Origin of the sequence: Arthrobacter sp. M2012083 (genome assembly GCF_000281065.1) — a bacterium.
Taxonomy (GTDB): domain Bacteria; phylum Actinomycetota; class Actinomycetes; order Actinomycetales; family Micrococcaceae; genus Arthrobacter.
This window is the reverse complement of sequence record NZ_AKKK01000005.1, coordinates 121,319-139,956: the sequence shown is the minus strand read 5'-3', so window position 1 is coordinate 139,956 and position 18,638 is coordinate 121,319. Positions and strand designations below refer to the sequence as shown.

Sequence of the window (18,638 nt, the reverse complement as noted above, 5' to 3'; positions counted from 1 at the left end):
GGCGCGGGGGGGGGGGGACCCCCCGCCACGGCCGTGGTAACGGTCATGGCGGGCCTCTTCACAGTGTCGGTCATGCGGGTGGGGCTACTTGGTGAGGGACGCGACGATTGCGTCGACGTACTGGGTCATCGAGGCCGGGCCACCGAACATCCAGATGCCGTCAGAGAGGCGGTGCACCTTGCCGGCTGACACGAACGGAAGCGACTTCCAAACTGCGTTGTCGGTCAACTGCTCGGTGAAATCGCCATCCGCGCTGTTGGTGATGTAGACGAAATGGTCGGCGTTGACGGTGGTCAGGCCCTCGACGTCGGTAGAGCCCAGTCCGTAGGCAGGGTCTCCTTCAACCGTCCACGGGTTCACGAGACCCAGCTCGGTGTTGATGTCGGCCAGCAGGGAACCCTTGGTGAACGGGCGGATGGAGACCTTGCCATCAGCAACCCAGCCGTCTGCGAACGCTACGCGCGAACCGCCCAGGCCGGCCTTCTCGAGATCGGCTTTGCCCTCGGCGACGGCGGCGTCGAACGCTGCGATTGCCTCATCAGCTTTCTTCTCGGTGCCGGTTGCCTTGGCGACGAGCTTCAAATTGTCCTCGGCTTGCGCGATCTGGCGGCTGCCATCGGCGGACTTCACCACAACAACGGGAGCCAGTTCTTCGAGCTGCTTGATGACGGGCTCGGCGAGGTCGGTGGTGGCAACAATGAGGTCAGGATCGAGGGAAGCAATGGTGTCGAAGCTGGGTTCGTTGCGTGTTCCGATGTCGGTGGGCGTGCTGTCCAGCTTGCCGGCGCTAACCCAGGCGCTGTAGCCCTTGACATCTGCGACGCCTACCGGCATGACGCCGAGGGTGGTCAGGTTCTCCACTACGTTCCATTCGGTACCGACCACGCGCTTGGCGGGGCCATCGAGCTTGACCTCGGTGCCGCGGGCGTCGGTCACGGTGATGGATTCTCCCGCACCGGCACTGTTCGAAGGGGAGCTCGCCGGGCCCTCAGTGGTGCCGCAGCCGGTGAGCAGGACTGCCAAGGCAGCGGTGGCGGCCAGGGCTTTGTGGATCTTCATGGACACAGGTGTCCCTTTCGTGTTGGGGGGCTTACGTCTTGATGGGGGTGATCAGCTGTTGCTGTGCCGGCCTACCGCGCGGGTGCGCAGCCTGCCCGTCAGCGGATCGGTGTGGGTAACGATCGGAATTGAATAGACGTCACTGAGGAGCTCCGCATCGAGTGCCTCATGAGCGGGTCCGGCCGCAGCGATTCGGCCTTCCGACAGAACCACCACGTGATCGGCAAGCGCGGCCGCCTCGTCGAGGTCATGCAGGACCACACCAATCGCCACCCCGTGAATGCGGGCCAGATCGTGCACGAGATCAAAAATCTCCACCTTGTACCGGAGGTCCAAATGGTTGGTTGGCTCATCGAGCAGCAGAACCGAGGTGTCCTGCGCAAGGCAACTTGCCAGCCACACCCGCTGCAGTTGCCCGCCCGAAAGTTCGTGGACGCCCCGGCTGGCAAGCTCCGCCACACCGGTCAGCTCCATGGCGCGGTCGACGGCGGCCGGCCCCTCGGGATCGGCAGCGCGCCACCGCCCGCGGTAGGGATGGCGCCCGAACTCGACGACGTCACGGACGCTAAGGCCGTGCGGCACCGGCCGGCTTTGCGAAAGCAACGTCACATGCCTGGCGAAATCACTGCGCTTCATCATCAACGCATCTGACACTTCGCCGCCGGCAGGTTTGACCGTTACCGTTCCGGAAGACGCCTCGTGCAACCGGGCCAACGCACGAAGCAGGGTGGACTTGCCACTGCCGTTCGGGCCTACCAAGGCAACTATGCGCCCCGGCTCCAGGCGGAGCCCCGCTCCATGGACCACGTCCTTGTCCCCGTAGCGGAGGACCAGGTCAGTGGCCTCGAGCCCCGTGAGTTCAGTCAGTTCAGTCACAAAATGAAAGATTAGCTTAGGCTTACCTAATTTCTAAAAACGTGTCGGAGAAAGTCATCACATGCCTGCCTGGCCAGGAGTCAGCGACGTGCAAGGCTTGACCCATGGACCTGGAAATCTCCCGTTCGCTGACGATCCCCGCCTCGGAACTCAGATGGCGGTTCTCCCGCTCCTCCGGGCCGGGCGGTCAACACGTCAACACCACGGACAGTCGGGCCGAATTGCTGTGGAACGTTACCGGTTCTGCCACGCTTACAGATGAGCAGCGGCAGTTGCTGCTCAAACGCCTGGGGCGAAGAGTCGTCGGCGGTACCATCATCGTGACCGCATCGGAGGAACGATCCCAGCTGCGTAATCGCGAGATCGCCATGGCCAAGCTCGCCGAGCTAGTAAGAACGGGCCTCGTCCCCGAATCCGTCCGCCGCGCCTCAAAACCCACCCGTGGCTCCGCCAGGCGCCACCGTGTAGCAAAAGAACTCAGGTCGGCAACCAAACAGCAACGACGGCGGCCTGCCGCCGAATAGAGCCCGGGCCGCTGCCCTCAGGGCTACGGCCCACAGGACCACATGCAAGGGCTGCAGCGCGGGAGCCGGCTTCGCGCATGACAGAAGGCCCCGATAGTGTCAGCAGTATGCCTTCACCATCTCGGCTGTGGATCCCCGCAGCTATTGCCGACCTTCTGCTGATTCTTGTCTTCGCCGCTATCGGCCGCGACGCACATGCCCGCGGAGACATCGTTTCGGGAGCCTTCGCCACAGCATGGCCGTTCCTGACCGGGGCAGCTATTGCCTGGGTCGTCACACGCGCATGGCGGGCGCCCCTGGCAGCATGGCCATCCGGGGTGTGTATCTGGATCGGGGCGGTGCTGGTGGGAATGTTGTTGAGGGCTGTTACTGGCCAAACCGTCGTACTGCCTTTTGTCCTCGTGGCGCTGATCAGCCTCGGCGTATTCCTTCTCGGATACCGGGTCCTTGCGACGCTGCTCCTGCGGGCATCGCGTAAGCGGCAACGCCGGGCGTGATCAAGCCTTGCCCAGCAAGAATGCACTAGGCTGGAAATCGTCCGCAACGATGCATTTCCGGAAAGGCCCCACGTGATCACCGCTTTCGTCCTGATCAAGACCGACGCCTCACGCATACCGGAGACCGCCGAACAGATCTCGGCCATCCAGGGCATCAGTGAGGTCTACTCCGTCACCGGCGAATGGGACCTCATTGCCGTGGCCAGGGTGACCAAGCATGACGAACTCGCCGATGTGATCGCCGATCGACTGTCCAAAGTTGCATCAGTGGTCCACACCACCACCCACATCGCTTTTCGGGCTTATTCGCAGCACGACCTTGACGCAGCTTTCGCGCTCGGATTCGAGTAATAACTCCGAATAACGCCGGGTCCGCCTTCGTCAGCTTTGGCTGAGGGCTATCCACTTAGCGAGAACTTCGGCGGCCTTGCCGGAGTCAACGGACTCAGCTGCCCTTACGAAAGCGGTGCGCATCCGCTCCTCAAGGCTCCCCTCGGCGTCGAGGTCGATTGACACCAATCCAGCCGCGGCATTCAGCAGAACGGCATCACGCACCGGACCCGTCTTACCATCCAGGATTTCGCGCACCACAGCCGCATTGGCAGCAGCGTCGCCACCGCGAAGGTCCGCAACTGTCGAGGGGCGGATCCCCAGGTCTTCAGGCGAAAACACCTGTTCCCTGACTGCTCCGTTCCTGATCTCCCAGACGGTGGAGGGTCCCGTGGGGGTCAATTCGTCCAGTCCATCGTCACCACGGAACACCAGGCCCCGGCTGCCTCGGCGGGCCAGAACTCCGGCCACCAGCGGCGCCATGCGGGCATTCGCTACACCCACGGCGGAGGCTTGCACGTGCGCGGGATTGGTCATCGGCCCCAGGAAATTGAAGGCCGTGGGTACAGCCAGTTCTCGGCGCGGAACAGCTGTGTGCCGGAACGACGGGTGGAAGACCTGGGCAAAACAAAAAGTGATTCCCGCCTCTTCGGCGTTCCGCGCCACCTGCTCTATCGACAGATCCAGGCGGACGCCCAAGGCCTCCAGAACGTCGGCCGATCCTGAAGTGGACGAAGCAGCCCTGTTGCCGTGCTTGACCACCTTGGCCCCGGCTCCAGCGGCCACGAGCGCGGCCATGGTGGAGATGTTCACGGTGTTCAACCGGTCCCCACCGGTTCCTACGATGTCCAGCTTCTCACCGGAAATGTCGATCGGATTGGCGTGCTGAACCATGGCCGCAACCAAGCCGGCCAACTCTTCCACCGTCTCGCCCTTGGCGCGAAGCGCCACCAGGAAGCCGGCGATCTGAGCGGGAGTCGCTTCTCCCGACATGATCGTGTTCATGGCCCACTCTGTGTTGCCCACTGCAAGGTCGTCGCCGTTGATCAGTGCAGAGATGAGCCCTGGCCAGGTATTACTGGCTGCAGGTGCCGATGCCGGAGAAGTCACTCCCTGATGCTATCGAGCCAGCCACGCCGATGACCAATGTGAACGAGGCCGGGAACTTTTCCGCGCGAATTCGCGTCTTTGTAGAAAAAGTCTCCCGAATCGGTGGTTTGCATTGGGAAGTCTGGACTTTTACAGACATAATGTCCTTGTGACATCTGCGACCCATGCCCCCAGTACCCCGGCGCACCCGACGCTGAACCGCCCCAACCTGGTTTCTGTTGGAACCGTTGTTTGGCTGTCCAGTGAGTTGATGTTCTTCGCCGGCCTCTTTGCCATGTACTTCACCCTGCGCTCCACATCCGGAACGATGTGGGCCGAGGAGACGGCCAAGCTCAACTTCCCGTTTGCGCTCGTCAACACCATCGTCCTTGTGGCAAGTTCCTTTACTTGCCAGATGGGCGTCTTTGCCGCCGAGCGGCTCGAGCCGCGCCGCACCGGTGGGCTCCTGCAGTTCACGCGTTGGGGCATGACCGAATGGTTCTCCCTCACGTTCGTCATGGGTGCCTTCTTCGTAGCCGGCCAGACCATGGAATACGCCATGCTCGTTTCCGAGCACGTATCCCTGTCGTCCAACGCTTACGGCTCCGCCTTCTACATGACCACGGGCTTCCACGGCCTCCACGTCATCGGCGGCCTGATCGCGTTCCTGTTCATCATTGGCCGCGCGTTCGCAGCCAAGAAGTTCGGACACTTTGAAGCGACGTCGGCGATCGTCACCTCGTACTACTGGCACTTCGTTGACGTTGTGTGGATCGGCCTCTTCCTGGTCATCTACGTTCTCAAGTAAGCCCGGCTTTGACTCTTTTTCTACAAGAGGCAGAATTTCAAGAAGCGGCTCTCGGAGCCGACGCAGGATCGAATAAAGGAACCACCACGTGAAGGCACTCTCGCAGAAGCGACGTCACCCACTGGCAGCCATTGCGCTGCTGCTGATGGGCCTCCTCCTCACTGGTGGGCTGTACGCCGTTGCCACAACTGTCAACCAGGCCAAGGCCAGCACCACGAGCTTCAGCGCAAGTGACGTAGAGGAAGGCGGCAAACTCTTTGCCGCCAACTGCGCCACCTGCCACGGCATGGGTGCAAGCGGAACCCAGGACGGCCCCTCGCTGGTCGGCGTGGGTGCTGCTGCAGTTGACTTCCAGGTTGGCACCGGCCGTATGCCCATGCAGATGAGCGGACCGCAGGCCCAGCAGAAGCCCGCCCAGTTCAATGCGGAACAGACCAAGCAGCTCTCCGCTTACGTTGCATCCCTCGGTGCAGGTCCGGCTATTCCGGAACAAAACCTCCTCGACGGAAAGGGAGACGCAGCCAACGGTGGCGAACTCTTCCGCGTCAACTGCGCCATGTGCCACAATGCCGCTGCTGCCGGTGGCGCCCTGACCCGCGGCAAGTTTGCCCCCGCGTTGGCAGGTGTGAGCCCTGAGCACATTTACGAAGCCATGGTTACCGGTCCGCAGAACATGCCCGTCTTCAGTGACTCCAACGTCACACCTGAGGACAAGCGCGACATCATCACCTTCCTGAAGACCATCGAAGCCAACGGGTCTCCCGGTGGCGCAGACCTGGGCGCACTTGGTCCGGTATCCGAGGGTCTGTTCGTTTGGGTTGCCGGCTTGGGTGTCATCATCGCATTCACGATCTGGTTGACGTCCCGCACGTCCTAGCCCGGACACGACAAAACTTCTGCTGCACGTTCAGCAGTTTGAAACTGAAAATAACTCGGCCCCGGCCGAGACAACGAGAGAAGGATGAGGCGAATTATGGGCAACCATAGTGACGGCAGTCCGAACCACTCGGGCACCGTAGCTACGGCTGGTCAGAATGAGGTGGAGAAGTTCCAGGATCCTGGACTGCCTCCGCATCGTTTGCGCCTGGCTGACACGGACCCGGTAGCCGCAAAGCGCGCCGAGCGTCAGGTAGCCATTCTGTTTGGCACCTCTGTAATCGGTACGCTGGTGTTCCTGGTGGCTTACTTTGCCATCGACTTGGGCGACGATACCTCGATTGCAACCATCCGCACCCAGAACCTCCTTCTGGGACTCGGTACTGCGTTTGCAATGCTGGGAATCGGCACCGGCATCGTGCACTGGGCCAAGGCCCTGATGCCCGACCATGAAGTGTCGGAAGAGCGCCACGCCATCCGCACTGAAGAAGATCGCCAGGCTGCAGTCCGTATCGTCGATGACATCGTCGACGAGACCGGCATCAAGCGTCGCCCGCTGATCCGCAACACCCTTCTTGGTGCCGTTGCGCTTGCTCCACTGCCGGCCCTCGCCATCTTCGGCGATCTGGGTCCGCGGCCGGACAACGCTTTGGCACACACCATGTGGGCGCCTGAGGGCGACAAGCTGAAGCGCCTGACCCGTGACCCTGATGGCACCCCCATCAAGGCCTCGGACGTCACCATAGGTTCTGCCTTCCACGTGATCCCCGAAGGCCTCAACGAACTCCACGAAGGCAAGCTGAACGAGAAGGCAAAAGCCGTCGTTCTCCTGATGCGCCTGGACCCGGATTCGTTGAACCCCTCTGAGGGTCGCGAAGACTGGAGCTACAACGGCATCGTTGCTTACTCCAAGATCTGCACGCACGTCGGTTGCCCGGTTGCTCTCTACGAGCAGCAGACGCACCACCTCCTGTGCCCCTGCCACCAGTCCACTTTTGACCTCACGCAGGAATGCAAGGTCATCTTCGGGCCGGCTAGCCGTCCGCTCCCCCAGCTGCCCATCGCAGTTGATGCAGAGGGCTACCTCGTCGCAACCAGCGACTTCAGAGAACCTGTAGGACCGAGTTACTGGGAGCGTGACGAGCATGAGCGCCTCATCAACAGCTGAAGCCCCCTTCGTTCCGAAGACCAAGGTTGGTAGTTTCACCAACTTCGTGGACGAGCGTGTTGGCGGCTCCGGCATCCTGCGCGAGTTCGGCCGCAAGGTCTTCCCCGACCACTGGTCGTTCATGTTCGGTGAGGTGGCGCTGTACTCTTTCGTCATCTTGCTGATGTCGGGTACGTTCCTGACCTTCTTCTTCGACCCGTCCATGGCGGAAACCCATTACCAGGGTTCCTACACGCCGTTGTACAACGTCGAAATGTCAGTTGCCTACAGCTCGTCACTGAACATCTCGTTTGACGTTCGTGGCGGCCTGTTCATGCGCCAGGTTCACCACTGGGCCGCACTCTTGTTCGTAGCGTCCCTCGGTGTGCACATGCTGCGCGTCTTCTTCACGGGCGCTTTCCGCAAGCCCCGCGAAATGAACTGGGTTGTGGGCGGCGTGCTGCTCATCCTGGCAATGGCTGCAGGCTTCACCGGCTACTCCCTCCCCGATGACCTGCTGTCCGGCAACGGCCTGCGCATCATCGACGGCGTGATCAAGTCCATCCCGGTTATCGGAACGTACACCTCGTTCTTCCTCTTCGGTGGAGAATTCCCGGGTACGGCCATCATTGGCCGTTTGTACGTCCTGCACATCCTCCTGGTCCCGGCGCTCATCCTCCTGATGATTGTCATCCACCTCTTCATGGTGGTTGTGCACAAGCACACCCAGTACCCCGGCCCCGGACGCAATGACGGCAACGTCGTCGGCTACCCCCTCGGCCCGGTATACGCCGCAAAGGCTGGTGGATTCTTCTTCATCGTCTTCGGTGTCCTGGCTCTTATGGCAGCAGCTTTCACGATCAACCCGATCTGGAACTACGGCCCCTACGATCCCTCCCCGGTTTCGGCTGGTACCCAGCCTGACTGGTACATCGGTTTCGTCGACGGCGCCCTGCGCCTCATGCCGGGTGTCATCAACGACTTCCACTTCGAGTGGGTCATCTTCGGACGCACCCTGACGCTGAACGTCCTGCTTCCTGCGCTCGTACCGGCAGGCATCATCTTCACGGTGCTGTTCATGTACCCGTGGATCGAACGCTGGGTCACCAAGGACAACCGTGAACACCACGTCCTGGACCGCCCGCGCAATGCTCCGACCCGTACGGCGATCGGTGTTGCAGGTTTCACTTGGTACTGCGTGATGTGGGCAGCTGCTGGTTCTGACCTCATCGCAACGCACTTCCATGTGTCGTTGAACGATGTCACCTACTGGCTGCGGACGCTGTTCTTCATCGGCCCTGTCATCGCCTTCATCGTGACCAAGCGAATTGCACTGGCCCTCCAGCGCAAGGACCGTGAAATTGCACTTCATGGCCGCGAGACTGGTCGCATCGTCCGGCTCCCCCATGGCGAATTCATCGAGGTTCATGCCCCGCTGGATGAGTACAAGCGCTACAAGCTTGTAGGGTTCGAATCACCGGCGCCGCTCCCGGCCCAGCCGAACGAGCACGGCGTGGTCACCCGGAAGGAGAAGCGCCGCGCGGCACTCTCCCGCTGGTTCTTCGAAGACCGTGTTGCCCCCGCAACGCCCGCGGAACTCGAAGCAGCACACGCACATGGCCACCATGAGGCCATCGCAGCTGGTGAAGACCAGAAGAGCCTGAGCCACTAGCGCTTAGCAGGAGATACAAAGGAAGGACCCGGTTCACATGAACCGGGTCCTTCCTTTATGTCTGTTCCCTTTCCACCCAGGACGCGTCGGGCAGCCCACGTCCTATTGCGTTCGGTACCCCGACGAGTAGTTACGGGTGGGACGAATTCCTGGGCGCTGCAAGGGAACCCACAGTTTATAGCGGTCCGCGCGGTAGTAAGAGACAGAGTAGTCAACCATTGCGCGGGCCACGAAGGCGTGCCGTTGAATCTTGAGTAGCGGGGCGCCTACGTCCACGTTGAGAAGCCGGGCAGTTGACGGTGACGCCGCAGTGGCCTCAATCATGTCCTCACCCCACTCCATCACCAGGCCGAACCGTTCGCTCAGAACGTTGTACAGCGATGTTGGGGGCGCCTCGTCGAGCAGCCCGGGCACCCGATGGGCCGGAATGAAGTTCTCATCTACGCTCATGGGTTCGTTATCAGCCAGCAGAAGACGCCTGAACCGCACCAAGGGCGTGCCCTCGTCCAGTTGCAGCTCCCTGGCGAGGAAAGCACTTGCCGCGATTTGCTCGAAGCTCAGAACCTTTGCAGCAGGCACCATACCGCGACGCTGCATTTCCTCGCTGTAGGAGGTCAACTTCACCTGCAAATCCAGCTTCGGCTTCCTGACAAAGGTTCCAAGACCCACTACCCGCTCTATGACTTCTTCGCCAACCAGAGCATCAATAGCCTGACGGACGGTCATTCTCGCCAATCCGAACCGTTCCGAGAGATCCCGCTCCGAAGGGAGCGCAGAGCCTGGTGGGCAGGACTGGGCGATAAACGTGCGCAGGATCTCACGCAGCTGAACGTAGATGGGAGTGGCGCTGGCACGGTCGATCTCACCGGCGATGCTTGCTGCCTCAGCCACGGCAGGTTTCCAGCAATTGAGTCATGGTTCTAGGATAAATCAGCTTGGCAGGAGGTCTAGACCACCGGCACACAGTGTGGATTGGATCGCGCTGCGGCGGCTACGCTGGTATGGATCATTTTTCAGACGGAGGTTCCGTCGTATCAAAGGAGCTGGGTTGCCGGAGCAGAAAGCCTTCGTAGCCGCTGAAATCGGGCTGCACGCACGTGCGGCCGCTGTATTTGTCCGTGCCGTCACTGATACGGGACTGCCGGTGACCATTCGTAAGCCCAACGGGCTCCCCGTGGACGCCCGCTCCCTTCTGGAGGTCATGACTGAGGATTTTGAACATGGGTGCGAGGTCTTCCTCGCAGTAGCTCCAGATGCACTCAGCGGCGATCAGAGTCTTCCCGAGGCCGAGAGTGCCCTCATGGCTCTTTCCGCCGTCCTGGCGGGCACACAAGCCCACTGATAGCATCTCCAGCTGTGTTGAGGACCGTCGAGACTGACGGAACGTTCCCGCAACATTGAGGACTTAACGACGATGGGCCCCACCAATCGGTGGGGCCCATCGCTGTGTTACCAGTTATCTAGTGGGCGTGATCGCCACGGCTGTACTCGAAGACCCAGCCAACCAAGGCAATCAAGGCGAGGCCACCGGCGACGTAGGTCACCCAGAAGCCAATCGCGAGGCCGAGGAAGCCACCGGCACAAGCCAAGCCAAGAACCAGCGGCCACCAGCTCCAGGGGCTGAAGTGCCCCTGTTCGCCAGCGCCTTCGTGAATTTCTGCGTCGGGCCGGTCTTCGGGTCGCAGGCCGATTCGCTTACCCGTGAATCCGAGGTAGGCACCGATCATGCCGGCAAGTCCGCCTACGAGGAGGATGCCCAGGACACCGACCCACTCATTCCATTCCGTCAGGAAGCCATAGGCGATGGCTACGGGGACGAAGAAGAAGACACCGGCTCCGAAGAGCCACGATTCAATTTTCATTTGCTGACGTCCCTTTGGTCGGCGTTACCCAAGACAGCTGCTGCGGGTGACGGGGCCTCGGCGGTGTGAACCTGCGCCAACTCCGGGTGGTGAAGGTCCAGAGCCGGGCGCTCGGAGCGAATACGGGGCAAGGAGGTGAAGTTGTGGCGCGGCGGCGGGCAGGAAGTTGCCCATTCCAGCGAAGCACCGAAGCCCCACGGGTCGTCCACTTCCACCTTCTTGTTGCTGCGCCAGGTGATGTAGACGTTCCAGAAGAACGGCAGGAGCGAAGCGCCAAGGACGAAGGAGGAAATGGTGGAGAACTGGTTCATCCACGTGAAGTTATCCTGCGGCATGTAGTCGGCGTAACGACGCGGCATACCCTCAACGCCCAACCAGTGCTGGATCAGGAACGTGCCGTGGAAGCCGAGGAACAGCAGCCAGAAGTGGATCTTGCCGAGACGCTCGTTGAGCATCTTGCCGGTCCACTTGGGCCACCAGAAGTAGAACCCTGCGAACATGGCGAACACGACCGTACCGAACACCACGTAGTGGAAGTGGGCTACAACGAAGTACGAGTCCGATACGTGGAAGTCCAACGGCGGCGAGGCCAGGATGATGCCTGTGAGGCCACCGAAGAGGAACGTCACCAGGAAGCCGATGCTCCAGAGCATGGGCGTCTCAAAAGTGATGGAACCCTGCCATAGGGTGCCGATCCAGTTGAAGAACTTCACGCCCGTGGGAACTGCGATGAGCATGGTCATGAAGGCGAAGAACGGCAGCAGCACTGAACCGGTCACATACATGTGGTGGGCCCACACAGTAACGGACAAGGCGGCGATGGCGATCGTTGCGTAGACAAGACCCTTGTAGCCGAAGATCGGCTTGCGGCTGAAGACCGGGAAGATCTCCGAAACAATGCCGAAGAACGGCAGGGCGATGATGTACACCTCGGGGTGACCGAAGAACCAGAACAGGTGCTGCCAAAGGACTGCACCGCCGTTTTCGGGGTCGAAGATGTGGGCACCGAAGCGGCGATCCGCACCGAGTGCGAACAGTGCTGCAGCAAGCGGCGGGAAGGCCATCAGGACCAGGATCGCGGTAACCAGCGTGTTCCAGGTGAAGATGGGCATGCGCCACATGGTCATGCCCGGGGCGCGCATGCAGATGATGGTGGTGATGAAGTTGACGGCACCAAGGATTGTGCCGAAGCCGGAGAGGGCAAGGCCGAAGACCCAAAGGTCACCACCGACGCCGGGACTGAACGTCGTGTTCGACAATGGCGCGTAGGCGAACCAACCAAAGGAGGCAGCACCCTGGGGGGTGATGAATCCGGAAACAGCGATGGTTGAACCAAAGAGGAAGAACCAGAAAGCCAGGGCATTCAGTCGCGGGAATGCAACGTCGGGCGCGCCGATCTGCAGCGGCATGATCACGTTGGCGAAGCCAGCGAACAGAGGCGTAGCGAACATCAGGAGCATCACGGTGCCGTGCATGGTGAACATTTGGTTGTACTGCTCTTTGGTCTGCAGGATCTGCATACCGGGTTCGAACAGTTCAGCACGAATCAGCAGCGCCATGACGCCACCGAGGCAGAAGAACACGAATGACGCAATCAGGTACATGTACCCGATGGTCTTGTGGTCCGTGGAGGTAATCCAGTTGACGACGATGCGTCCCTTGGATTTAGGAACTACGGGAGCTTCTAGGACCCCCGGTGCGGATTGAGTGTACGTAGCCACGTCGCTCCCCTTACTTGGTTTCGTTCAGGTTCGGGTTGCGGTCATATTCCGCACCGAGCAGGCCCGTGTTGCCATCCTGGCGAAGCTTGTCCATGTGGGCCTGGAACTCAGACTCGGAGACAACCTTGACGCGGAAGAGCATTTCGGAGTGGTATTCACCGCAGAGCTCTGCACACTTGCCATCGAAGGTGCCCTCCTTGGTGGGGGTGAACCTGATGTAGTTCGTCTTACCCGGGATCATGTCGCGCTTCTGGAGGAAGGCAGGAACCCAGAATGAGTGGATGACGTCGCGGGAGTTCAGCTCCAGGTCCACGGACTTGCCAACGGGCAAGTACAGGGTGGGGAGGAGTTCCTTGTCGACCTCATTGCCGGTCAGGTGGGCCTGAACGCCGGCCTCGTGGAGGTCTTCATTGATGACCTCGCCCTTTTTGTAGTTGAAGTCCCAAGCCCACTGCTTGCCGCGGACGTCAACAACGACGTCGGCGGGCTGCGAGCGGTCATCGATCGCGCGCTGGTCCTGGTCGGTGAAGTAGAAGAACACCAGCACCATGAACAGCGGGATGGTCAAGTAGAAGACCTCGAGTGGCAGGTTGTAGCTGAGCTGCTTCGGGAAACCCGTGGTGCCCTTGCGGCGGCGGTAAGCAATGATGCACCAGACCAAGAGGCCCCACGTGATAATACCGACTGCCAAGGCGGCGATCCATGAGTTGACCCAGAGGTCCATGATCCGGTCAGTGTGGTTGGTCGTGCCGCGCTCTGTTGGCAGCCAACCCTTCTCTACCTCTGGTGAACATCCGGTCAAAACCAACGCGCCGGCTAGTGCCAAGCCAGTGATCGATGTGATCTTTATGCGTCGGCTGCCGGTTCGGTTCTGCGAACTCACAGACGGCCCTTCCTCTTGTTGCTGTCTCCCGGCAGGCCGAAGGCTCACCGGGCACACTAAAAGTTTTACTACCCGATGTAGAGCTTACCGCTATCACGCGGTTTTCGCGCACATGTCAGCGCCGTGGCTCCGAACGGTTTTAAAGCCGGGCGAAGGGGCGCCGACATGCGGCGATGGCTCACATCAGTGGAATGAATCGCCGCAGGCGCAAGACCCGCCGGCGTTCGGGTTGTCGATGGTGAAGCCCTGCTTCGAAATGGTGTCTTCGAAGTCAATACTTGCGCCACTGAGGTAAGGAACGCTCATCTTGTCCACTACGACCTCAACGCCGTCGTAGTCGCGCACAGCGTCTCCGTCGAGCAGGCGCTCATCGAAGTAAAGCTGGTAGATCAAGCCCGAGCAGCCTCCAGGCTGGACTGCAACGCGCAGCCGAAGGTCCGTGCGCCCTTCCTGTTCGAGGAGGCTGCGGACCTTGCCTGCGGCGACGTCGGTCAGATTGACCTCGTGCGTGGCCAGTTCGTCGTCGTTGGTGACGAGCTGTGCTCCGGTGCTGTTTTCGTTGGTTGCAGTGCTCATTGGCCTACCTTCTTATGAAGCTCCTGGCGGCGGCGCCGGAACGCTGCCTGCCCTTACCCAATTACGTACGGGTTATAACCAATGCTACGTCGCGCAGACACTTAGCTATAACTCCTGACGTAACCACAGACAGCATTTCGTTGTTCCCGGCGCGCCGTGGGGGGCGTTACTCCACCAAGCCCTCGGCGTTGAGCCGGGCCAGCATCAGGGCTTCGGCCAACACGGCATGCTGGAAGTCTCCGATGTGCAACGATTCGTTGGCACTGTGCGCGCGGGAATCGGGGTCCTCCACACCTGTCACGAGGATCTGGACGTCCGGGTACATCTCCAAGAGGTCTGCGATGAACGGAATGGAGCCTCCGATGCCCATTTCCACGGGCTTGACGCCCCAGGACTCCCCCAGCGCCCACAGTGCCACCCGCGCCGCAGCGGAAGTCGTATCGGTGGAAAAGGCATTGCCCCTCTCCCCCGGCGTGAACGTCACCTTTGCACCAAAGGGCGCATTGGCTTCAACGTGCTGCTTAAGGGCAGCCATTGCTGCTTCGGGATCCTGGCCCGGAGCCAACCGCATGCTGAATTTTGCACGGGCCGTAGGTATGAGGGTGTTCGAGGCGACATCCACGGCCGGGACGTCCATACCGATGATGGACAGTGCAGGTTTGGTCCATAAGCGGGAGGCGATAGTTCCGCTCCCGGCGAGCCTCACGCCGTCGAGCACTGAAGCATCGGCACGGTAGTCCGCTTCGGTGAGGTCAACGTCCACTTCATCCCGGCCCACGAGGCCGGCAACCGCCACGTTCCCGTCGTCGTCATGAAGTGTGGCAATGAGTCGCGACAAGAGAGTAGGGGCATCGAGCACCGGGCCGCCGAACATTCCCGAGTGGACGGCATGCTCCAGGACACGCACCTCGAAGGTTCCGTCCACCAAACCACGCAGGCTGGTGGTCAGGGCGGGAACACCCACTTTCCAGTTACTGGAGTCCGCAACAACAATCACATCCGCCCGGAGAAGTTCCTGGTGCTCCTCCAGGAATGTCCGGAACGTGGGCGACCCCGCTTCTTCCTCACCCTCGAAGAAGAAGGTCACACCGAGCCCGAAATCCTCCCCCAGGACCTTAGTAACGGCACTGTATGCGGCAAGGTGCGCCATGATTCCTGCTTTGTCGTCGGCGGCGCCCCGGCCGTACAACCGACCGTCACGCTCTTGGGCGACAAACGGTTCAGAGTCCCAGAGGCTTCCGTCTCCTGGCGGCTGGACGTCATGGTGCGCGTAGAGCAGGATGGTCGGCTTGCCTTTGGCGGCTGGTCGACGCGCGACGACGGCAGGACCACCGGGCGTTCCGTCGGACTTGTTGCAGCGAAGGATGCGGACGTCGTCCATGCCGGCCTCCCTCACCAAGGTAGCCACGGCGTCGGCGCTTCGATCCAGTTCCCGGGGATCAAAGCTTGGCCATGCAATCCCCGGGATACCCACCAGTTCTTTAAGTGACGAGAGTGTCGTATCGAAGGAGTCGTTGACCGCCATGGTCAATGTCTCCACTGGGGTGGAGCCTGAGTGCCCTTGCTTGTTCTGCGGGATCTCCGCATGTGCTGAAGTCATGGGCCACACTTTACCGCCGGGGATTCTCCCGCCGTCGCAAGTGCACCCCCGCCACGGGCTTCAAGCCGGGGCACAGGGCTCCAGCAACCGGACAGGTAACGTGCGCCACCTTCTTGAGGGGTATTCTGTATGGGTGTTCGGACGCAAAAAGGAAGAGCCCAGCGCTCAATCAGTAGTAGATCAGGCCTACGCCACCGCACCGGAGTCCGGTGCGGGAAAAGGCGCCCCAACGCCCAAGCGGAAGGACCAGGAAGCGGCCCGCAAGCGCCCTCTGGTTCCCAACGACCGTAAGGCCTCCAAGGCAGCGGAAAGGGTAGCCATCCAGGACCAGCGGCAGAAGATGCGGCAGGCCCTCGATACGGGTGACGAGAGGTTCCTCCCCCTTCGCGACAAGGGACCTCAAAAGCGTTACACGCGTGACTACGTGGACGCACGCTTCAGCTTGGGCGAATACCTCATGTTCGGAGCACTGCTGTTCGTCGTAATTTCTTTGATCATTCCGCCCACCAGCGCCGGCATCAGCTACGTCCTTATTGGGTTCTGGATCATGTTCCTCGCTGTCTTTGTGGACGTCTTCATCCTGTCGCGCAAGCTTCGCAAGCGTCTCACCGAGAAGTTCGGCGAAGTGGAACGGGGCTCCATCTGGTACGGGTGCATGCGTGCCCTCCAGTTCCGCAAGCTCCGCCTTCCCAAACCTCAGGTAAAGCGCGGCCAGTACCCCGCCTAGGCGCCGAAAACACCGGCACCCCAACCCTTACATTCAAAAAGACCCCGGACCACTGGTCCGGGGTCTTTTTGTAACCCGTATCAGCGGCCTGCCCTCTGACGAAGTTTCACGAGGCCCTTGTTGATGCGCGAAGCCCAAAACGGTCCTTCATAGAGGAAGGCTGTATATCCCTGCACCAAAGTCGCGCCAGCATCCAAGCGGTCCTGAACATCCTGCGCCGTCTCCACTCCACCTACCGCAACGAGCACGAGCCGGTCCCCCACAGCGTCCTTGAGCCTGCGCAAAACTTCCAGGGAGCGCCGCTTCAGGGGTGCTCCCGACAAGCCGCCCGCACCCAGGGACTCCACCTTCGCGGCGTCAGAGACGAGCCCATCACGGGAAATCGTGGTGTTAGTGGCAATAATCCCATCGAGCTTCAGGTCCAGCGCAAGGCGCGCGACGTCGTCGACATCCTCATCGGAGAGGTCCGGCGCGATCTTGACCAGAAGGGGAACATGCCGGCCGGCGGCTTCGTCGGCAGCATCGCCAACAGCCCGCAGCAATGGACGCAGCGTCTCCACATTCTGCAGCAAGCGCAGCCCCGGCGTATTCGGAGAACTAACGTTGACCACTAGGTAGTCGGCTGCCGGCGCCAGGCTACGTGCACTCACCAAGTAGTCCTCGGTGGCGTCGTCGAGCTCAACCAGCTTGGTCTTGCCGATGTTCACTCCAATAACCGGGCGGACGTCGGGGTGTTGCCGCTGCAACGCGGCCCGTGCTGACTTGAGTCTCGGAGCGACTGCTGCGGCGCCGTCGTTGTTGAATCCCATGCGGTTAATAACCGCTTTGTCCTCAATCAAACGGAACAGGCGGGGCTTTTCATTGCCCGGCTGCGCTTGGCCTGTAATGGTCCCCACCTCCACATGACCGAATCCGAGCTCGGACAAGGCTTCAATGCCGTGACCCTCCTTGTCGAAGCCTGCTGCAAGGCCGAACGGTGACGGAAAAGTGAGCCCCAGCGCCTCCGTCCGCAGGGAAGCATCAGGAGCGGTAATCCTGGAGAGAATCCGCCCGGCACCGGATCGGTGGGCCGCCCGGATTCCTTGGAAGCCGATCTTGTGGGCCTTCTCGGCATCCATCCAGGAGAAGGCCAACTTGAAGAATGTGGGGTAAACACGCATGGTCCTAGTTTTCCCGCTTACTGACAACTCACCAAACCCGTGACCCAGCCTGCCGCTGGCATGTAGGCATGCCGCTGGCAAATCGTGACGCAGATCATGGAGGCCAAAGGGTCGCTGCCGACGGCAAGACGGTGGCTGTGCTCGACCACGATGAAAGCGACTTTCCTCGGCGGCTGCCTCTTGACCGGCAGGGCCGCGGGCCGGGAAGCCGCCGCCAGTGTCTAAGCTAAAGCCATGGAGTGGACGGCTGACATCCTTGGAACCGACTTCCAATCCTGCAGGGTTGACGCCCCAGGGCCGGATGGCGTGGTGCGGCGCGCCACCTTGATTCGGCACAGGGTCCAGCCCAAGGACCAAATTGACAATGACACCTACCCAGCTCCGAAGCGCCACGGTGCCGTACTTTTCCTGCACGGTTGGAGTGATTACTTCTTCAATACTGAGCTGGCCCACTTCTGGGCACAGCAAGGTTATGACTTCTACGCCTTGGATATGCACAACCACGGCCGGAGCCTACAGGCCGATATGCCCGGTGGCTACGTGGCCGACCTGGGCGACTACGATGGCGAGATTGAGAAGGCCATCGAAATCATTGGCCACGATCACGCTGCCTCCTCATCCGGAAGCCTGACCCTGATGGGACATTCAACCGGAGGACTGGTTGCAGCGCTTTGGGCCAGCCGCCACCCGGACGACATCCAATACCTGATTCTCGATAGTCCATGGCTGGAGATGCACGGTAGTTCATTGGTGCGCCGCGCCGCGCAAGCCATGGTGTCGCCGATCGCAAAGATCCGCCCGGAGATGGTTTTGAGGTTGCCGGAGCGGGGCTTCTACTTCCGGAGCATCAGCAGCACTGCTGAAGGGGAATGGACCCTGGATGAGAACTATCGGCCCCCGCTCGCTTTCCCCGTCCGGGCAGGTTGGTTGAGCGCTGTGTTCGCTGGCCATTCTCAAGTTGCCCGTGGCTTGAAGCTGGAGATGCCTGTCCTTGTGCTGACTTCCACCACCAGCGCCAATGGCATGGTCTGGCAGGAGTCGATGCGCCGATCGGACGCCGTCCTGGACGTCAGCGTCATCGCACTGCGGGCGATGGCCCTGGGCCGGACCGTTACCTTGGAACGCATCGACGGAGCCCTCCATGACGTCTTCCTTTCAGCTCCTGCCGTGAGGAAGGACGCCTATTCACGGCTGGCCCGGTGGGTCAACGGATTTATGGACAAACAATGAG

Annotated in this window: 20 protein-coding genes; 10 read left to right on the top strand and 10 right to left on the bottom strand. The window is 61.0% G+C overall.

Annotation, left to right across the window (positions count from 1 at the left end; genetic code table 11):
- Positions 1 to 84 precede the first annotated feature (84 nt).
- Both A477_RS0103355 and A477_RS0103350 read right to left on the bottom strand, forming a co-directional pair.
- Positions 85 to 1,065, bottom strand: a complete 981-nt coding sequence (locus tag A477_RS0103355) for an ABC transporter substrate-binding protein (RefSeq protein ID WP_017197610.1) — start codon at positions 1,063 to 1,065, stop codon at positions 85 to 87.
- Between the two features lie 45 nt (positions 1,066 to 1,110).
- On the bottom strand, positions 1,111 to 1,935 hold the full coding sequence (locus A477_RS0103350) for an ABC transporter ATP-binding protein (protein ID WP_017197609.1): 825 nt from the start codon (positions 1,933 to 1,935) through the stop codon (positions 1,111 to 1,113).
- A gap of 104 nt (positions 1,936 to 2,039) precedes the next feature.
- Between A477_RS0103350 and arfB the strand changes: the two genes are divergently transcribed.
- The 3 genes from arfB to A477_RS0103335 all read left to right on the top strand — a co-directional run bounded on the left by arfB (position 2,040) and on the right by A477_RS0103335 (position 3,307).
- Positions 2,040 to 2,459: an alternative ribosome rescue aminoacyl-tRNA hydrolase ArfB gene (gene arfB / locus A477_RS0103345; protein WP_017197608.1), complete on the top strand. Its 420-nt coding sequence runs from the start codon at positions 2,040 to 2,042 to the stop codon at positions 2,457 to 2,459.
- A gap of 107 nt (positions 2,460 to 2,566) precedes the next feature.
- A complete protein-coding gene (locus A477_RS0103340) occupies positions 2,567 to 2,956 on the top strand; it encodes a DUF3054 domain-containing protein (protein ID WP_049941295.1) in 390 nt (129 codons plus the stop codon).
- Positions 2,957 to 3,028: 72 nt separating this feature from the next.
- Entirely contained in the window at positions 3,029 to 3,307 is a 279-nt protein-coding gene (locus A477_RS0103335) for an Lrp/AsnC family transcriptional regulator (protein WP_017197606.1), read from the top strand.
- A gap of 30 nt (positions 3,308 to 3,337) precedes the next feature.
- Here the strand turns inward: A477_RS0103335 and trpD are convergent, their stop codons facing one another.
- The gene (gene trpD, locus A477_RS0103330) at positions 3,338 to 4,396 is read right to left on the bottom strand and encodes an anthranilate phosphoribosyltransferase (protein WP_017197605.1); all 1,059 of its coding nucleotides are present in this window, start codon (positions 4,394 to 4,396) and stop codon (positions 3,338 to 3,340) included.
- Between the two features lie 148 nt (positions 4,397 to 4,544).
- On the opposite strand from trpD, the gene ctaE reads away from it, so the two are divergent.
- The 4 genes from ctaE (at position 4,545) to qcrB (ending at position 8,878) form a co-directional block, all read left to right on the top strand.
- A complete protein-coding gene (ctaE, locus tag A477_RS0103325) occupies positions 4,545 to 5,183 on the top strand; it encodes an aa3-type cytochrome oxidase subunit III (protein WP_081589141.1) in 639 nt (212 codons plus the stop codon).
- A gap of 88 nt (positions 5,184 to 5,271) precedes the next feature.
- Positions 5,272 to 6,060 carry a cytochrome bc1 complex diheme cytochrome c subunit gene (qcrC, locus tag A477_RS0103320; RefSeq protein WP_017197603.1) on the top strand — a complete coding sequence of 263 codons (789 nt, stop codon included), beginning with the start codon at positions 5,272 to 5,274 and terminating at the stop codon, positions 6,058 to 6,060.
- Positions 6,061 to 6,156: 96 nt separating this feature from the next.
- A complete protein-coding gene (gene qcrA, locus A477_RS0103315; RefSeq protein ID WP_026005323.1) occupies positions 6,157 to 7,227 on the top strand; it encodes a cytochrome bc1 complex Rieske iron-sulfur subunit in 1,071 nt (356 codons plus the stop codon).
- The gene (gene qcrB / locus A477_RS0103310; protein ID WP_017197601.1) at positions 7,205 to 8,878 is read left to right on the top strand and encodes a cytochrome bc1 complex cytochrome b subunit; all 1,674 of its coding nucleotides are present in this window, start codon (positions 7,205 to 7,207) and stop codon (positions 8,876 to 8,878) included. Before qcrA ends, qcrB begins: the two co-directional genes overlap by 23 nt.
- A 102-nt stretch (positions 8,879 to 8,980) precedes the next feature.
- Here qcrB and A477_RS0103305 read toward each other — a convergent pair whose 3' ends face one another.
- Complete coding sequence (locus A477_RS0103305; protein WP_017197600.1) at positions 8,981 to 9,769, bottom strand: GntR family transcriptional regulator; 789 nt, start codon at positions 9,767 to 9,769, stop codon at positions 8,981 to 8,983.
- A 157-nt stretch (positions 9,770 to 9,926) separates the two neighbouring features.
- On the opposite strand from A477_RS0103305, the gene A477_RS23435 reads away from it, so the two are divergent.
- A complete protein-coding gene (locus tag A477_RS23435; protein ID WP_017197599.1) occupies positions 9,927 to 10,220 on the top strand; it encodes an HPr family phosphocarrier protein in 294 nt (97 codons plus the stop codon).
- 118 nt (positions 10,221 to 10,338) lie between these two features.
- Here the strand turns inward: A477_RS23435 and A477_RS0103295 are convergent, their stop codons facing one another.
- The 5 genes from A477_RS0103295 to A477_RS0103275 form a co-directional block, all read right to left on the bottom strand.
- The gene (locus A477_RS0103295; protein ID WP_017197598.1) at positions 10,339 to 10,740 is read right to left on the bottom strand and encodes a cytochrome c oxidase subunit 4; all 402 of its coding nucleotides are present in this window, start codon (positions 10,738 to 10,740) and stop codon (positions 10,339 to 10,341) included.
- Entirely contained in the window at positions 10,737 to 12,461 is a 1,725-nt protein-coding gene (gene ctaD, locus A477_RS0103290; RefSeq protein ID WP_011774899.1) for an aa3-type cytochrome oxidase subunit I, read from the bottom strand. Before ctaD ends, A477_RS0103295 begins: the two co-directional genes overlap by 4 nt.
- Positions 12,462 to 12,471: 10 nt before the next feature.
- The gene (gene ctaC, locus A477_RS0103285) at positions 12,472 to 13,344 is read right to left on the bottom strand and encodes an aa3-type cytochrome oxidase subunit II (protein ID WP_026005322.1); all 873 of its coding nucleotides are present in this window, start codon (positions 13,342 to 13,344) and stop codon (positions 12,472 to 12,474) included.
- Positions 13,345 to 13,527: 183 nt separating this feature from the next.
- Entirely contained in the window at positions 13,528 to 13,920 is a 393-nt protein-coding gene (locus A477_RS0103280) for a HesB/IscA family protein (protein WP_011774901.1), read from the bottom strand.
- A gap of 166 nt (positions 13,921 to 14,086) precedes the next feature.
- Positions 14,087 to 15,520 (bottom strand): dipeptidase, encoded by a 1,434-nt coding sequence (locus A477_RS0103275; protein WP_017197597.1) that lies wholly within the window; start codon positions 15,518 to 15,520, stop codon positions 14,087 to 14,089.
- Between the two features lie 133 nt (positions 15,521 to 15,653).
- Between A477_RS0103275 and A477_RS0103270 the strand changes: the two genes are divergently transcribed.
- On the top strand, positions 15,654 to 16,247 hold the full coding sequence (locus A477_RS0103270; RefSeq protein WP_017197596.1) for a DUF3043 domain-containing protein: 594 nt from the start codon (positions 15,654 to 15,656) through the stop codon (positions 16,245 to 16,247).
- 80 nt (positions 16,248 to 16,327) lie between these two features.
- Here A477_RS0103270 and A477_RS0103265 read toward each other — a convergent pair whose 3' ends face one another.
- Positions 16,328 to 17,407: a quinone-dependent dihydroorotate dehydrogenase gene (locus tag A477_RS0103265; RefSeq protein ID WP_017197595.1), complete on the bottom strand. Its 1,080-nt coding sequence runs from the start codon at positions 17,405 to 17,407 to the stop codon at positions 16,328 to 16,330.
- Between the two features lie 234 nt (positions 17,408 to 17,641).
- On the opposite strand from A477_RS0103265, the gene A477_RS0103260 reads away from it, so the two are divergent.
- Entirely contained in the window at positions 17,642 to 18,637 is a 996-nt protein-coding gene (locus A477_RS0103260) for an alpha/beta hydrolase (RefSeq protein ID WP_026005321.1), read from the top strand.
- Position 18,638 lies beyond the last annotated feature (1 nt).

Bases quoted from the DNA above. Each gene is read 5' to 3' on its own strand.
- qcrA (WP_026005323.1), top strand. From the start codon at position 6,157: ATGGGCAACCATAGTGACGGCAGTCCGAACCACTCGGGCACCGTAGCT.
- A477_RS0103280 (WP_011774901.1), bottom strand. From the start codon at position 13,920: ATGAGCACTGCAACCAACGAAAACAGCACCGGAGCACAGCTCGTCACC.
- A477_RS0103275 (WP_017197597.1), bottom strand. From the start codon at position 15,520: ATGACTTCAGCACATGCGGAGATCCCGCAGAACAAGCAAGGGCACTCA.
- qcrB (WP_017197601.1), top strand. From the start codon at position 7,205: ATGAGCGCCTCATCAACAGCTGAAGCCCCCTTCGTTCCGAAGACCAAG.
- A477_RS0103295 (WP_017197598.1), bottom strand. From the start codon at position 10,740: ATGAAAATTGAATCGTGGCTCTTCGGAGCCGGTGTCTTCTTCTTCGTC.
- A477_RS0103265 (WP_017197595.1), bottom strand. From the start codon at position 17,407: ATGCGTGTTTACCCCACATTCTTCAAGTTGGCCTTCTCCTGGATGGAT.
- A477_RS0103260 (WP_026005321.1), top strand. From the start codon at position 17,642: ATGGAGTGGACGGCTGACATCCTTGGAACCGACTTCCAATCCTGCAGG.
- arfB (WP_017197608.1), top strand. From the start codon at position 2,040: ATGGACCTGGAAATCTCCCGTTCGCTGACGATCCCCGCCTCGGAACTC.
- A477_RS0103340 (WP_049941295.1), top strand. From the start codon at position 2,567: ATGCCTTCACCATCTCGGCTGTGGATCCCCGCAGCTATTGCCGACCTT.